This is a genomic window from Microvirga arabica (assembly GCF_016811235.1).
GTDB lineage: Bacteria > Pseudomonadota > Alphaproteobacteria > Rhizobiales > Beijerinckiaceae > Microvirga > Microvirga arabica.
In genome coordinates this window covers 1-15,158 of the sequence record NZ_JAFBID010000113.1, presented here as the reverse complement: position 1 = coordinate 15,158, position 15,158 = coordinate 1, and the positions used below count along the sequence as shown (strand labels likewise).

Sequence of the window (15,158 nt, the reverse complement as noted above, 5' to 3'; positions counted from 1 at the left end):
CTCACCTCATCGTGAGGAGGTCACGCAGTGACCGTCTCGAAGGATCCTCCAGAGGGCGCTGGAGGATCCTTCGAGACGCAGCCTCACGGCTGCTCCTCAGGATAAGGGGGCGTGTTTCCTGATATGAGGACGGCCATGACGTGCAGGGAGTATGGAGTATGAACTCTTGCGCCACTCGCGAGCGACAAAAAGAAAAGGCTGCCCCGTAAGGCAGCCTTGTGTCTCGACGTGGCCCGGCTCTCCAAACGACCCGGAGGGCTGGGGGGCTGACGTGTCCAAGCCATTCGATGAGCCGGGCCGTCGAGGCAACTTAAGCATTTACGGGGTTTAGTGCGGCTCCATTTCGGCGCGAATGAGGCAGGAATAAGATTTGCAAAGGAAGCGGTGATTCATTGTGTCCCGACGGGTTGATCCGATAGCCGCCTAAGCCCATCATCAGACCATGTTAACAGCCATGGGAGGCGTCATGAGCGAAGGTGACATCGCGGAGCCGCTGCGCGGCGGCTCAAGCCAGGGCTCGGCCCATATTGTGCCCTTCCCCGCCGCGCCGAAACAGGTGTCCTTCGACCGCGCCGAGTTGCAGGCCATTCTCAACCTCTATGGCCGCATGGTGGCCGCCGGCGAATGGCGCGATTACGCCATCGATTTCATGCCGGACAAGGCCGTGTTCTCCATCTTCCGCCGCACGTCGGAAATGCCCCTCTATCGCATCGAGAAAGACCCGAAGCTCGCCAAGAAGCAGGGCGCGTATTCAGTCATCGTCTCGACCGGCCTGATCCTCAAGCGCGGGCACGAACTCGACCGCGTGCTGCGCGTGCTCGACAAGCCCAAGGTGGTGGCGAACTAGCCTCTACGGCCGGAACACCCCATGGCGCATGGCGTTGCAGGACAGGTGCTGCAACCATGAGGACGCCATGCCCCGCGATATCGCCGGCCTTTCCGTTGTGATCACAGGCGCATCGAGCGGCATCGGCCGCGCGGCGGCGCTCGCTTTCGCGCGTCGCGGAGCCCGCGTGGCGCTGGCAGCGCGCCGGACGGAGTTGATCGAAGAGGTGGCCGGCGAATGCCGGGATCTGGGCGCCAAGGCCATCGCGGTCACCACCGACGTGACCGATGCCGGAGCCGTGGCCGCTCTCGCCCACGCGGCCGAGCACGCCTTCGGCGGCATCGATGTGTGGATCAACAATGCCGGCACCGGCGTGGTCGGGCCGTATCAGGACGCGGACATCGCGCTCCATCGGCGCACCATCGAGGTGAACCTGATGGGCACGATGCACGGCGCCTATGCGGTCCTCCCGATCTTCCTCGACCAGGGGCATGGCATTCTCATCAACAACATCTCCATGGGAGGCTGGGCGCCTAACCCCTTCGCGGCCGCCTACACGGCCTCCAAGTTCGGCCTGAGGGGCTTCACCGCAAGCCTGCGGCAGGAACTCGGCGATCACTCCGACATCCATGTATGCGGCGTGTTTCCGGCGATCATCGACACGCCGGGGCTCGACCATGGGGCGAATGTCTCAGGAAAACGGATCAATCCGGGGCCGCTGATCTACGCGCCGGAGGACGTGGCCGAAACCTTTGTGGCGCTCGTGCGCTGGCCGCGTGACGAGGTGGCCGTGGGCTGGCCGGCCCGCGCGGCGCAGATCGCATACTCGCTCGCGCCGGGCCCGACGGAGCACCTGATCGGCGCCTTCACGCGCCGCGCCCTCAAGCGGGCCTCGCCGGCCCCGCGCACGCAAGGGGCGCTCCTCAAGCCGGTCGCCACCGGCCGGGGCGTGAGTGGCGGCTGGCGCGACCGCAAAGGTTTGCCGTTCTCTGCGCGCCAGACCAGCAGCGTGGTCGGGATCGCGGCCCTGGCGGGCCTGGCCTTGCTCCTCGGGACAAGAGCCGCGGCACGGACGCGCGGCTGATCGTTTCCGGCTCTCCTACACCACCGGCCGCGTCGGCGGCTCGGCGGTGCCGCGCCCGAGGGGGCGCTGCATCAGCACGGTGGAGAGCCAGCGCCCGTGCTTGTAGCCGATGCCCCGGAGAATGCCGACGGGCTCGAAGCCGAGGCTCCTGTGCAGGGCGACGGAACCGTGTGAATCCTCATCGCCGATGACCGCCACCATGAGCCGGAACTCCAGCGCCTCGCAGCGCTCGATCAGCGCCGCAAGGAGCGCGCGCCCGATGCCCTGTCCCTGGGCCGATGGAGCAACGTAGATCGAATCTTCCACCGTCGAGCGATAGGCAGGACGCGTGCGGTAGGCGCCGGCATAGGCATAGCCCAGGATGTCGTTATCCCTCTCCGCGACGAGATAAGGATAGCCGCCTTTCAAAATGTCGTCGCGGCGGCGCGCCATCTCGGCTTCCGGTGGCGGCTCAAGCTCGAACGATGCGGTGCCGTGCGTGACCGCGTGGGCGTAGATGGCCGCAATGGCCGGGATGTCCGTTTCGAGCGAAGGGCGGATCACAAAGCTCATGCAAATTCTCTAGAACAGTTTCGGGCTGTTGAGGAAGTGGCGCCGGCTCGTTGGCACTGTCTTTATTCCTGCGTCAGGATTAGCATGATGCGTCATGAGAAAGGGTTGCGGGTGAACCAGCTCAGCCCAGGCGGGACGCCGCCGGCCGTCACATCCCGTGCGCAGAACTCTGTCGTCTGGAGTGCGATCCTGGGCTCCAGCATGGTGTTTACCGACGGCGCCATCGTGACCGTCGCGATCCCGCAGATGCGCGAGAGCCTGCAGGCGTCGCTGTCCGAGATGCAGTGGGTGACCAATGCCTACGCGCTGACCTTGTCCGCCTTCCTGCTCCTCGGCGGCGCGGCCGGCGATGCCTATGGTCTGCGACGGATCTTCATGATCGGCATCGCCTGCTTCGGCCTCACCTCCCTGTGGTGCGGCCTGTCCCAATCGGCCGGGATGCTGATTGTGGCCCGGGCCTTTCAGGGTGTCAGCGGCGCCCTGCTGGTGCCGGGCTCCCTGGCGCTCATCAGCGCCCATTTCCCGCCGGAGGCACGAGGCAAGGCCATCGGCACCTGGGCGGCTGCCTCCGCCATCGCGGCGGCGCTCGGACCGATCCTCGGTGGATGGCTCATCGATATCGGTCCGTGGCAGGCGATCTTCTGGATCAATCTCCCAGTTGCCGCACTGGCGCTCTGGCTCTGCTGGAAGCATGTGCTGGAAAGTTCGGCGCTGCAAGACGCCACCATGGATTGGCTCGGCGCCGTCCTCGCCGTCCTGGGCCTGGGCCTTCTCGCCTATGGACTGACGGCGCTCGGCGAGCGGGATAGCCAGCGGAGCATCGCTCTCCTGCTCACGATGGCCGGCGCGGCGATCCTCGTTCTCTTCGTGCTGCACGAGAGGCGCACCGCCACGCCGATGATGCCCCTCGACCTGTTCCGCGTTCCGGCTTTCGCGAACGTCAATGCGCTGACCCTGCTGCTGTACTTTGCGCTGAGCGGCGCCCTGTTCTTCCTGCCCATGGCGCTGATCGAGGCTCACGGCTATTCGGCCGCCCGGGCAGGGTCCGTCTTCCTGCCGTTCACGCTCGTCATGGCGGTGCTTTCGCGGCTCGGCGGTGTCCTGGCCGACCGGTTCGGCACCCGCATGCTCCTCACGGTGGGTCCGCTCGTCACGGGCCTGAGCTTTGCCCTCCTGGCCCCTGCGGTCTTCCATGGGGGCTACTGGCTGGCGGTCATGCCGGTCATGGCCGTGATGGGATTGGGCATGGGCATCACGGTCGCGCCGCTGTCGACTACGGTGATGAATGCCGCTCCCGACGACCGGATCGGCGTAGCCTCGGGCATCAACAACGCGATCTCACGCGTCGCGGGCCTCATCGCCGTTGCCGGTCTCGGCGTGATCGCCACCTTGGGATTCCAGTACGCCGCCGCATGGGCGAGCCCAGAAACCGCAGATCTTTTCGGGCAGGCGACGTTCGGCACTCCTCTGCCGTCCGATGCCGCGCAGGATACCTACGCCACCGCCATGGCCGGCGGGTTCGGGCTCGTGACCCTGATCTGCGCTGCCGCGGCTGTTGCGAGCGCCTGGTTCGGCTACCGCTCGGCGCAGACCTGATCCCAAAACAAAAGCCCCGGCTTTTCAGCCGGGGCTTCGCGATCAAGTGATCCGTTCGTCCTTACTCGTTGCGGTTGCCCACGAGAGCCAGGAGGAACTGGAACATGTTGATGAAGTCCAGGTACAGCGTCAGGGCGCCGAACACGGAGACCTTGGCGGCGGCTTCCTGGTCGAAGTTGCCGTAAAGGTACATCTCCTTCAGCTTCTGCGTGTCGTAGGCGGTGAGGCCTGCGAAGATCAGAACGCCGATCACCGAGATGCCGAACTGCAGGGCGCTCGACGCGACGAAGATGTTCACGATCGAGGCCAGGATCAGGCCGACGAGGCCCATGATCAGGAACGAGCCCATGCCGGACAGGCTGCGGTTCGTGGTGTAGCCCCACAGCGACAGCGAGCCGAAGGCAGCCGCCGTGATGAAGAACACCTGCACGACGCTCGCGCCGGTGTAGCGGATGAGAAGCGTCGAGAGCGAAGCACCCATCACCGCCGCGAAGGCGAAGAAGGTGGTGCGGGCCGACGCCGCGGACATCCGGTCCATGCGGAACGAGAAGAAGAAGATGAAGGCCAGAGGCGCCAGCGCCACAACCCACATCAGGGGCGAGCCATACAGGGTCGCGCCGAACTGGGTCAGGCCGACACCACCCATCCGGGCAACCGCTTGCGACGGATCGCTCGTGGTGGCCAGCATGTTGATGCCGAGCGCGACCAGGGCCGAGATGGCAAGGCCCAGGACCATGTTGTTGTAGACGCCGAGCATGAAGGCGCGCAGGCCCTGGTCGACCTGAGCCGCCGTCCGGGCAAAGCCGGTGCCATAGGCGTGTTGGTTTTGCTCATACGGTTGCATCGGAGTCCTTTCTCGCGGTGTCCCGTTGTTCCCTCGAAAGGCTGGGTTCAGCCCTCGGTCGCCGCATTTCGGGCGACACCACGAATATGTGAGGGCCGACCGTTTTTCGCAAGAGGCAAGGTCAAGCTTCAAATCTTCGTGAAGAAAGAAAAATGAAGAGCAGAGTAGCTGCTGCTCCTCACAAAGCTTTTTGCGTTTCTTTATAGCGCGCTCGATGCTGCGGCGCTTAAAGGTTTCTTAAATACTGCGCCGGCTTTTGACTGAGAATCCGCCAAGTTCCCATCAAGCCTAAACCGACGCTCACGAGAACCGCCAAGGCTGAAGCCAGGATGGCGCCCGACAAATCTAAGGTAAAGCTTAGATTCATGATCCGCTCGACGATGAAATAGGCGGCAAACGTCCCGGCGAGCAGCCCGAAGACGGCCGTGGCGAGCCCGAGCAGCCCGTATTCGAGGGCATAGGCCGAGAGCAGCCGGGCGCGCGTGGCGCCGAGGGTCTTGAGCACCACCGCATCGTAGAGCCGGGCCCGGTGGCCCGCCGCCAGCGCACCCGCGAGCACCAGGAGGCTCGCGATCAGCGCGATGGAGCTGGCGCCGCGAATCGCCATGACGAGCTGCGAAACCACGTCGTTGACCGCTTCCAGAGCATCCTTCACCCGCACGCTCGTGACCATGGGGTAGGCCTGGGCGGAGCTGCGCAGGATGCGGGCATCGAGCGCCTCGTCGGAGCCGTTCGGGAACGTGACGGTGGCGAGATGCGTGTGCGGCGCGCCGGCAAAGGCGTTCGGCGAGAACACCATGACGAAGTTGATGCCCATGGAGCGCCATTCCACCTCGCGCAGGTTGGAAATGGTGGCGCTGATGTTGCGCCCGAGCACGTTGACGGTGATCTCGTCGCCGATTTTGAGGCCTAGGCCCTCGGCGATCTTGCGGTCGAAGGAGACCAGCGGCTTGCCGCGGTAATCCTCCGGCCACCACTCACCTTGCACGATCTTGGAGCCCTCCGGCGGCGCCTTGGCATAGGTGATGCCGCGGTCGCCCGAGAGCACCCAGGCGATGTCCTCCTCCGCCTTGATCTCGGCGACCGGGCGACCGCCCAGGGTGACGAGACGCCCGCGCATCATGGGCACGCGCTCGATCTGCGCATCGCCGGATTGCTGCTTCAGGAAACCCTCGAAGGCATCGGCCTGCTGGTTCGGGATGTCGAGGAAGAAGAAGCTCGGCGCCCGCTCCGGCAGGCTTTGCGTCAGCTGGCGCGTCAGATTGGAGTCGATCACCGCGAGCGTGACCAGAAGCGTGATGCCCAGCCCCAGCGACAGCACGAGCGAAGGCGTAAGCGCGCCGGGCCGGTGGATGTTGGCGAGCGCGAGCCGCGGCGCCGTCCTGCGCGGGCGCGGCAGGCGGCGGGCCAGCGCCATGATGCCGAAGGCGACGACGCGCAGCAGCGCGAAGGAGCCTGCGGCGGCGGCCACGAACATCAGAGCCACCCGCCGGTCATAGGCTGCCAGCAGCGACAGGCCCACGAGCGCCACGACGGAGAGCACCAGCGCCGTCACGTAGCGCTTGCGCGGCCAGCGCCGCTCCGGGTCGATCTGGTCGCGGAACAGGCCCGACACCGGCACGTCATGAGCACGGCCCAAAGGCGCGATGGCGAAGACCAGCGCGGTGAGCGCGCCATAGAGCAAGGCGATGCCGAGTTCGCTCCAGGCCAGCGTCGGCTGGATCGGGATCGGCAGGAGATGGCCGAACAGCGCGGTGATCACGAACGGCAGGGCCGCCCCGAAGGCCAGTCCGATGCCGATGCCCACGATGGCGATCAGCATCACCTGGCTGAGGTAGAGCATCACCACCTGGCCGCCCGGCGCGCCCAGGCTCTTGAGGGTGGCGATGGAGGCGCGCTTGCGGTCGACGAAGCCGCGTACCGCATTGGCGACGCCGACGCCGCCCACGAGCAGCGCCGTGAGGCCGACGAGCGTGAGGAACTGGGTGAAGCGCTCGATGTTGCGGGCAAAGCGCGGATCGGCATTGAGCCGCGTGCGGATGTTCCAGCCGGCCTCGGGCAGGACGCGGCCCGCCTCCGCCTCGATCCTGGTCAGCCCCTCCTCGGTGGACACCTCCGGCGGCAGGGTGAGCCGGTACGTCCAGCGCACGAGGCTGCCGGGCTGCACAAGGCCGGTGGCATCCAAGGCCTCCCGTGAGAGCAGCAGCCGCGGCCCGAAGCCGATGCCGTCGGCGATCTTGTCGGGCTCGGAGACGAGACGTGCCCGCAATTCCACATTGGCGGCACCCACCGTCACCCGGTCGCCCACCTTGAGGTCGAGCCGCGCAAGAAGCGCCGGATCGACCGCTGCGCCGAAAGCGCCATCGCGCTCGGTAAAAAGCTCGGCCGGAGGCAGCTGCGGATCGGTCTCAAGGGTGCCGACGGTGGGATAGCCCCCGTCAACCGCTTTCATCTCGACGAGGCCGGAGCCCTTGTCGCCGGCCACCGCCATGGCCCGCATGGAGGCGATCACGTTGACCCGGCCTTGCGATTCCAGGAACGCCCGCTCGGGCGTTGCTGCCTCGCGCTGGATCAGGGAGAAGGCCATGTCGCCGCCAAGAATCCGGCGCCCCTCGCGGGAGATGCCCTCGGTGAGCGATCGCGACAGCGACGAGACGCTGGCGATCGCCGCAACGCCGAGCGCAATGCAGGCCAGGAAGATGCCAAAGCCCTTGAGGCCCGCGCGCAGCTCGCGGAGAGCGAGGCGCAGCAGGAGTGGCGTGCGGGCCGACGAAGAGCGCCTCGGTGGCGTGGCCGGAAGGGTGCCGTGCATGGGAATGTCCTTAGGCGACGGCGGAAGCCGCGTCGGCCTCCAGCTGGCCCGAGCGCAGGCGCACCATGCGGTCGCAGAGGCGGGCGAGGTTGAGGTCGTGGGTCACGAGCACCAGGGTCGCGCCCCGGTCGCGCTTGAGGGCAAAGAGCAGGTCGATGATGGACCCGCCCGTGTTCTCGTCAAGGTTGCCGGTGGGCTCGTCGGCCACAAGGATCGCCGGATTGGGTACGATGGCGCGGGCGATGGCCACCCGCTGCTGCTCGCCGCCGGAGAGCTGCGCCGGATAGTGATGGAGACGATGGCCGAGACCCACAGCCTGCAGCTCGGCTTCCGCCCGCTCGAAGGCGTCGTCCTCGCCGGCAAGCTCCAGGGGCAGCGCCACGTTCTCCAGGGCCGTCATGGTGGGCACGAGGTGGAAGGACTGGAACACGATGCCGATGCGCCGGCCGCGAAAGCGCGCCAGCGCATCCTCGTCGAGACCGGACAGATCGGTGCCGTCGACGATCACTTTTCCGGAATCGGGACGCTCCAGTCCGGCCATGGTCATGAGCAGGGTCGACTTGCCGGAGCCTGAGGGGCCGACGAGCCCCACCGCCTCGCCTTTGGGGATGTTCAGCGAAATCCCCTTGAGGATATGCACCCGTGCGGCCCCGCGCCCGAGGCTCAAATCGACATCGTGCAGCGCGATGGCCTTGTCCTGCATGCCTGTTCACCCGATCTGTTGGAAACTTGGATTCAACCCGGTTCTAGTCCGGCATAGATGGGAAGCCTATCGATGAAGCGCCAATCCGGCCCATTCATGACGATCATATTTGCGTGTGCGGCGGCCCTTGCCACCATGATCGCCCCTCTCTCGGCGGCCCAGGCGCAAGGACAACCGATCCGCCTCGTGGCCCTGGGCGACAGCCTGAGCGCGGGCTACGGATTGCCGCAGGAGGCCGCCTTCCCGGTGGTGCTGGAGCGGGCGCTCAAGGCAAAGGGCCACAAGGTGGAGATCACGAATGCGGGCGTCTCCGGCGACACCTCGTCCGGCGGCCTCGACCGTCTCGACTGGTCGGTGCCCGACGGCACCGACGGGGTGATCCTGGAGCTCGGTGCCAACGACATGCTGCGCGGGCTTGATCCGGCGCTCACCCGCAGGAACATCGAGACCATCGTCGAGCGCCTTAAAAGCCGCAACATCCCGGTGATGCTCGCCGGCATGTATGCCTCGCGCAATCTCGGGACGGATTACGTGCAGAAATTCGACAGCCTCTATCCGGACATTGCGAAGAAGCACGACCTTGTGCTCTATCCCTTCTTCCTGGACGGAGTCGCCGGCGAGCGGTCCCTCAACCTGCCCGACGGCATGCACCCGACGGCCAAGGGGATCGAGATCATCGTCGCGCGCATCCTGCCCACCGTCGAGCGCTTTCTCGCCCGCATCGCCCAGCGCTGAACCTGTTCAGCGCCTCATTCTTGCCTGAACGCGGCGGATCCTATCGCCGCGAGGAGCCTGTACCTATGGAATATCGCCGCCTCGGCCGCACGGACCTCAATGTCAGCCTCATCTGCCTCGGCACCATGACCTGGGGCCAGCAGAACACGGAGGCCGAGGGCCACGCGCAGATGGATTACGCCCTGGACCAGGACGTCAACTTCTTCGACACCGCCGAGCTCTACTCGATCCCGCCCAAGCCCGAGACCCAAGGCTCCACGGAGCGGATCATCGGCTCCTGGTTCAAGGCGCGCGGCTCCCGCGACAAGGTGATCCTCGCCTCCAAGGTGGTGGGGCGCTCCGACAGCACCTGGTACCGGGATGACGGCTCGAAGGCCGAGCTCTCCCGCGGCCAGATCGAGGAGGCGGTGAACAAGAGCCTCAAGCGGCTCCAGACCGACTATATCGACCTATACCAGATCCACTGGCCCGACCGCCCGATGCCCTGGGGGTCGAACCCGACGATCTTCCGCCATCAGGAAGGCCCCTCCCACCCCATCGCCGAGACGGTCGAGATCATGACCGACCTGGTGAAGGCCGGGAAGATCCGCCATTTCGGCCTCTCCAACGAGAGCGCCTGGGGCACCATGACCTTCCTCAAGCATGCGGACGCCAAGGGACAGGCCCGGGTGCAGTCGATCCAGAACGCCTACAACCTCCTCAACCGCACCTACGAGGTGGCGCTGGCCGAGGTGACGATGCAAGAGAACGTGAGCCTGCTGGCCTATTCGCCGCTGGCTCAGGGCTACCTCACGGGCAAGTACCTCGACGGCGCCCGCCCGGCCGGCGCCCGCACGACCCTGTTCGAGCGCGGGCAGCGTTACGAGAACGCCACCGCCGAGGCGGCGATCCGCAAGTACATCGCGCTCGCGAAGGAATTCGGCCTCGACCCGGCCCAGATGGCGCTGGCCTTCGTCAACTCGCGCCCCTTCGTGACGTCCAACATCATCGGCGCCACCTCCATGGAGCAGCTGAAGACGGACATCGCCTCGACCAACGTGACGATCACGCCAGAGCTTGAGAAGCGCATCGACGCCATCCACGTCGAGCACTGCAACCCCTGCCCGTAATTCATCATCTGTGGTCATGGCCGGGCTTGTCCCGGCCATCCCGATCCTGAAAGGCGCCGCGCCTGTCCGACCGGGATCACCGGCACGAGGCCGGTGATGACGAAGAGGGATGTTCCCCACGCGGAACAAACCCGGCCACCAATTGTCTGAATCGACACAACTAGCCCCGGGAGGTGCCGCATGCCACGTCTGTTCACCGGCATCCAGATCCCGGCCGAGATCGCCCTGGCGCTGTCGGGCTTCCGCGGCGGGCTTCCCGGCGCGCGCTGGGTCGAGCCCGAGAACTACCACATCACCCTGCGCTTCATCGGCGACATCGACGAGCGCATGGCCGATGATGTCACCTCAATCCTCGGCGAGAGGCGTCAACGCGCTCCGCTCACCCTCACCATCGACGGGCTCGACAGCTTCGGGGGCTCGAAGCCGCGCGCGGTCTTCGCCCGCACCTCAGGCAATGGGGAGCTGAACGAGTTGCAGGCGGAGCAGGAGCGTCTCCTGCGCCAGGTGGGTCTGCCGCCCGAGACCCGCAAGTTCACGCCGCACATCACCCTGGCGCGCCTGAAGCAGGTCTCCCCGGTCGACGTCGCGCATTACATTGCGACCAATGGCCAATTTCCGAAGCTTACCTTCACGGCCGACCGCTTCGTGCTTTACTCGTCACGGGCCTCCGTGGGCGGCGGTCCCTACGTGATCGAAGCGGCCTATCCCTTGAGCTAGGCTCGACGCTCTTAAGGAGGACTGCTACAGCCACGGTCATGGCTTCGCTCATCTTTCTCACCCATCCCGAAGTGGTCATTGACCCGAACCAGCCCATCACCGAATGGCCCCTGAACCCCATCGGGCGCGCCCGCATGGAGCGGTTCGTGGATCTGGTCGCGGACCGCAACGTCAAGGCTGTCTATGCCAGCACGGAGCGGAAAGCGCGGGATGGAGCCGCCATCGTGGCGGAGCGGCTCGGCTTGCCTTACGGGACGCATGAGGATCTCGGAGAGAACGACCGCTCGTCCACGGGCTTCATCGCCCCGCCGGAGTTCTGGGACGTGGTGCGCGAGTTCTTCGGCCGTCCGCACGATAGCATCCGCGGCTGGGAGCGCGCCGTCGACGCACAGACGCGCATCGTGAAGGCGGTGACTCGCATCCTGCGCGAAAATCCGACCTCCGGCGACATCGTCATCGTGTCCCACGGCGCCGTTGGCTGCCTGCTCACGGCTCATCTGCAGCAGGTGGAGATCGGCCGGGAAAGCCGTCCGCAGCATCCCGGCGGCGGCTGCTTCATCGTTGTCGATCGCGACACGTTCACGCTGACGCAGAACTGGCGCGCGATCGAGGATGGGTTTGCAGTTTAGCCTCGCATGTCCCGCTGTCATTCCGGGGCCGCGCAGCGGAGCCCGGAATCCATGAACGCGGTGTCTCAAGAAGGAGCGATCAGCGCTGCGCCTTTGTCTGTACTGTTAGCGGCTATGGATTCCGGCCTCGCCTGCGGCGCTCCGGAATGACAGCGGATCCGATTGCGCTTGCATGCGTCGTGTCCTGCGACTAGCCCCTCCTCGCGACACACAGGACCAAAAGCTCCCATGATCCGCATTCCTCTCGCGCAACTGGCGCCGGGCATCGCCCTTTGCGCGGCGATTGCGCTCGCCGCCATGGGACTTCAGCGGATCGAGGAGCATTGGACCGGCCGGGCCTGGCTCGAAGCCCTCGTCATCGCGATCCTGCTCGGCACCATCTTGCGCACGCGTTGGACGCCCGGACCACGCTGGGCTCCCGGCGTCGGTTTCTCCGCCAAGACTCTGCTCGAGATCGCCGTGATGCTGCTCGGCGCCTCGATCAGCTTCCAAGCGGTGCTGGATGCGGGCCTTGCCCTCATCATTGGCATCGCCGTCGTAGTGGCCCTGGCGCTTGGCGCCAGCTACGCGCTCGGGCGGATGCTCGGCCTGCCGAAGCGCATGGCGGTGCTGGTGGCCTGCGGCAATGCGATCTGCGGCAACTCGGCGATCGCGGCGGTGGCGCCGGTGATCGGCGCAAAGCCCGCCGATGTCGCCTCATCCATCGCCTTCACGGCTATTCTCGGTGTGATCGTCGTGCTCGCCCTGCCCCTGCTCGTGCCGCTCATCGGCCTATCGACGATGCAGTACGGCGTGCTGGCGGGGCTGACCGTCTATGCGGTGCCGCAGGTGCTGGCCGCCACCGTGCCGATCGGTCTCGCGAGCACACAAATCGGCACCCTCGTGAAGCTCGTGCGCGTGCTGATGCTCGGTCCGGTGGTGATTGGGCTCTCAATCTTCGCGGGCCGGCAGGCGGAAGCGCCAAAAGCACGGCTGTCCTTCAGCCGGCTCGTGCCCTGGTTCATCGTCGGTTTTTTAAGCCTCGCGCTGCTGCGTTCCCTCGGCGCCATTCCCGAGTCACTCCTGCAGATCGTGATGCCGGTCACGACGGTTCTCACGGTGATTGCCATGGCGGCGCTGGGGCTCGGCGTGGACCTCAAGGTGCTGGCTAAGGTCGGCGGCCGGGTGACGCTCGCCGTGACGCTCTCGCTTCTGGTGCTGATTGCGATCAGCCTGGGGCTTATCCGGCTGCTCGCCATTCCTTGAACGATCTATGTCATCCCCGGCGGTCCGCTCGGACCGGGAAGGGGGGATCCAAAGCGCTGAGCGTACCATGTGGATTCCCTTCCCTCGCTTCGCTCGCCGGGAATGACACGAAGGCATGAGCCCTTGAAACCGTGCCGTGCCGCTTCATCACTAGGAGACATCGTTTCTCAAGGTGAAGGCCGCTCATGCCCCGATTGTCCGATTCCGAGCGCCAGGAACTCTTGCCCGCCCTCGACGGCTGGGCGATGGTCGAAGGCCGCGATGCGATCACCAAGCGCTTTGTGTTCGACGATTTCAGCCAGGCCTTCGGCTGGATGACCCGCGTGGCGCTCGCCGCCGAGGCTATGAATCACCACCCCGAATGGTCGAACACGTACAACAGGGTCGAGGTCACGCTGGCTACCCACGATGCCAAGGGCCTCACGCGACGCGACGTCGAATTGGCGCAGCGCATGGACCAGATGGCCGCTGGCCTGACGAAGAGATAGGCCATGGCTGAGACGCGCATCCTCACGGGCGGCTGCGCCTGCGGCCAGCTGACGTTCAAGACCATGGGCGAGCCAAAGCGCGTGGGCCTGTGCCATTGCATGACCTGCCGCAAGATCAGCGGCGCTCCCTTCAATGCCTTCGTGATCTATCCCGTCGATCAGGTGACGATCACGGGCGAAACAAAGGCTTGGTCCGCCACGCCGGAATCCGAGCGCTGCTTCTGTCCTGTCTGCGGCTCGCAGGTGTTCGACCGCGACGCTGGGGACGAGATCGAAATCAAGCTCGGCGCCTTCGACGAGCCCAACCTCTTCACGCCCACCTACGAGGCCTGGACCAAGCGACGAGAAGCCTGGCTCTGCACCCCGGATTTGAAGAGCTTTCCCGAGAACCGGGGCGAAGTTCCTTGAAGGCTTTACTTCGGCTGCATGCGCAGCGCGCCGTCGAGGCGGATGCCCTCGCCGTTGAGCATGTCGTTCTCGATGATGGCCTTGACGAGGTTCGCGTATTCCTCGGGTCGCCCGAGGCGCGAGGGGAACGGCACGTTGGCCTCGAGCGCCTTGCGGTAATCCTCCGCGATGCCCTCGAAGAGCGGCGTGTGGAAGAGGCCCGGCATGATGGTCATCACGCGGATGCCGAAGCCCGAGAGATCGCGGGCGACGGGAAGCGTCAGGCCCAATACGCCACCCTTGGAGGCGGAGTAGGCCGCCTGCCCGATCTGCCCGTCCTGGGCTGCCACCGACGAGGTGTTGACGATGACGCCGCGTCCGCCGTCGGGCGTCACGGGATCCAAGCCCGCCATGGCGGCGGCGCATTTCGAGATCATCGCATAGGTGCCGATTAGGTTGATCTCCACCGCGCGGCGGAAGCTCGCCAGATCGTGAGGGATCAGCTCACCGGTCTCACGCTTCTTTGAGACCGTGCGCTTGCCCGGCGCGATGCCGGCGCAGTTCACGAGAACGCGCTCGATGCCGTTCGCCGCGCGCGCTTGGGCCAGCGCCGAATCGATGGAGGCCTCGTCCGTCACGTCGGCCTTGCAGAAGGTTGCGCCGATGTCGCGGGCAACCTGTTCGCCGCGCTCCGCGTTCATGTCCAGAATGGCCACCTTCGCGCCGTTGGCCGCCAGCATGCGGGCCGTGGCCTCGCCGAGGCCCGAAGCGCCTCCGGTGACGACGGCTGCCATCAATTTGTCGAGCTTCATCGCTTTTCTCCCTGTGCTGGGACACCTCTTACGGTATCCTTGACGGAACGGGAACGCAGAGAATGGAAGGAACAGACCGGATGAGCGAACCCTTCGTGAAGCCTTTCACCAAGGCCGAGATGGAGGCCGTGCGCCAGGCAACCCGGGACGAGGAAGGCCTGAAGCGCCGGTTCTGGGACAAGCTCAAGCGCGTGGCGGGCAAGATCCCCTTCGCCGAGGACCTGGTCGCCGCCTTCTACTGCGCCACCGACCCGTCGACCCCTAGCCGCGTCAAGCTGATTCTCCTGGGCGCCATCGCGTATTTCGTGTTCCCGACCGATGCGATCACCGACCTCCTGCCCCTGATCGGCTTCGCCGACGATGCGGCGGTACTGGCTGCCGCCATCACCCAGGTGGCCGGCTCCATTACGGAAGAGCACAGGGAGAAGGCCCGCAAGACTTTGGCGGAGACGCAAGGCGAAGCTCACTGATATTCAAGCTAAGCTGTGCTTAATAAGAATATGCACTCATTGAAATGTTATTTCTTGTCGCTATAAGTGATTCCGTTAGATGCCGTAATGGGCCTGCCGCTCACGAGCTAGCGGAGCGGGGTGGCTGTCCCTCAAAGTGATGGTGTTGA

16 protein-coding genes are annotated in these 15,158 nt (G+C 65.7%); 11 read left to right on the top strand and 5 right to left on the bottom strand.

Annotated elements, in window-relative coordinates; translation table 11 throughout:
• Positions 1-466 precede the first annotated feature (466 nt).
• A complete protein-coding gene (locus JQC81_RS29985; RefSeq protein ID WP_203275438.1) occupies positions 467-847 on the top strand; it encodes a DUF2794 domain-containing protein in 381 nt (126 codons plus the stop codon).
• Between the two features lie 67 nt (positions 848-914).
• A complete protein-coding gene (locus JQC81_RS29980; RefSeq protein WP_246520754.1) occupies positions 915-1,910 on the top strand; it encodes an SDR family oxidoreductase in 996 nt (331 codons plus the stop codon).
• A gap of 15 nt (positions 1,911-1,925) precedes the next feature.
• Here the strand turns inward: JQC81_RS29980 and JQC81_RS29975 are convergent, their stop codons facing one another.
• Positions 1,926-2,462 carry a GNAT family N-acetyltransferase gene (locus JQC81_RS29975; RefSeq protein WP_203275436.1) on the bottom strand — a complete coding sequence of 179 codons (537 nt, stop codon included), beginning with the start codon at positions 2,460-2,462 and terminating at the stop codon, positions 1,926-1,928.
• 87 nt (positions 2,463-2,549) lie between these two features.
• Here JQC81_RS29975 and JQC81_RS29970 point away from each other — a divergent pair, with 87 nt between their 5' ends.
• Entirely contained in the window at positions 2,550-4,058 is a 1,509-nt protein-coding gene (locus JQC81_RS29970; RefSeq protein WP_203275435.1) for an MFS transporter, read from the top strand.
• A gap of 61 nt (positions 4,059-4,119) precedes the next feature.
• Here JQC81_RS29970 and JQC81_RS29965 read toward each other — a convergent pair whose 3' ends face one another.
• The 3 genes from JQC81_RS29965 to JQC81_RS29955 form a co-directional block, all read right to left on the bottom strand.
• Complete coding sequence (locus JQC81_RS29965; protein ID WP_203275434.1) at positions 4,120-4,902, bottom strand: Bax inhibitor-1/YccA family protein; 783 nt, start codon at positions 4,900-4,902, stop codon at positions 4,120-4,122.
• 226 nt (positions 4,903-5,128) lie between these two features.
• On the bottom strand, positions 5,129-7,714 hold the full coding sequence (locus JQC81_RS29960; RefSeq protein ID WP_203275433.1) for an ABC transporter permease: 2,586 nt from the start codon (positions 7,712-7,714) through the stop codon (positions 5,129-5,131).
• Positions 7,715-7,724: 10 nt separating this feature from the next.
• Positions 7,725-8,417: an ABC transporter ATP-binding protein gene (locus tag JQC81_RS29955; RefSeq protein ID WP_203275432.1), complete on the bottom strand. Its 693-nt coding sequence runs from the start codon at positions 8,415-8,417 to the stop codon at positions 7,725-7,727.
• Positions 8,418-8,489: 72 nt separating this feature from the next.
• Between JQC81_RS29955 and JQC81_RS29950 the strand changes: the two genes are divergently transcribed.
• From JQC81_RS29950 to JQC81_RS29920, 7 genes are all read left to right on the top strand, one after another.
• On the top strand, positions 8,490-9,152 hold the full coding sequence (locus JQC81_RS29950) for an arylesterase (protein WP_203275431.1): 663 nt from the start codon (positions 8,490-8,492) through the stop codon (positions 9,150-9,152).
• A gap of 65 nt (positions 9,153-9,217) precedes the next feature.
• Positions 9,218-10,261, top strand: a complete 1,044-nt coding sequence (locus tag JQC81_RS29945; RefSeq protein ID WP_203275430.1) for an aldo/keto reductase — start codon at positions 9,218-9,220, stop codon at positions 10,259-10,261.
• Between the two features lie 180 nt (positions 10,262-10,441).
• Positions 10,442-10,978 carry an RNA 2',3'-cyclic phosphodiesterase gene (gene thpR, locus JQC81_RS29940; RefSeq protein ID WP_203275429.1) on the top strand — a complete coding sequence of 179 codons (537 nt, stop codon included), beginning with the start codon at positions 10,442-10,444 and terminating at the stop codon, positions 10,976-10,978.
• 38 nt (positions 10,979-11,016) lie between these two features.
• On the top strand, positions 11,017-11,607 hold the full coding sequence (locus JQC81_RS29935; protein ID WP_203275428.1) for a histidine phosphatase family protein: 591 nt from the start codon (positions 11,017-11,019) through the stop codon (positions 11,605-11,607).
• Between the two features lie 228 nt (positions 11,608-11,835).
• Positions 11,836-12,852: a YeiH family protein gene (locus JQC81_RS29930; protein ID WP_203275427.1), complete on the top strand. Its 1,017-nt coding sequence runs from the start codon at positions 11,836-11,838 to the stop codon at positions 12,850-12,852.
• Between the two features lie 185 nt (positions 12,853-13,037).
• Positions 13,038-13,340, top strand: coding sequence for a 4a-hydroxytetrahydrobiopterin dehydratase (locus tag JQC81_RS29925; protein ID WP_036346523.1), 303 nt, complete (start codon positions 13,038-13,040; stop codon positions 13,338-13,340).
• A gap of 3 nt (positions 13,341-13,343) precedes the next feature.
• Positions 13,344-13,748, top strand: a complete 405-nt coding sequence (locus tag JQC81_RS29920; protein ID WP_203275426.1) for a GFA family protein — start codon at positions 13,344-13,346, stop codon at positions 13,746-13,748.
• A 5-nt stretch (positions 13,749-13,753) separates the two neighbouring features.
• Here the strand turns inward: JQC81_RS29920 and JQC81_RS29915 are convergent, their stop codons facing one another.
• A complete protein-coding gene (locus tag JQC81_RS29915) occupies positions 13,754-14,539 on the bottom strand; it encodes an SDR family NAD(P)-dependent oxidoreductase (RefSeq protein ID WP_203275425.1) in 786 nt (261 codons plus the stop codon).
• A gap of 80 nt (positions 14,540-14,619) precedes the next feature.
• Here JQC81_RS29915 and JQC81_RS29910 point away from each other — a divergent pair, with 80 nt between their 5' ends.
• The gene (locus JQC81_RS29910) at positions 14,620-15,009 is read left to right on the top strand and encodes a YkvA family protein (protein WP_203275424.1); all 390 of its coding nucleotides are present in this window, start codon (positions 14,620-14,622) and stop codon (positions 15,007-15,009) included.
• The last annotated feature ends 149 nt before the right edge of the window (positions 15,010-15,158 follow it).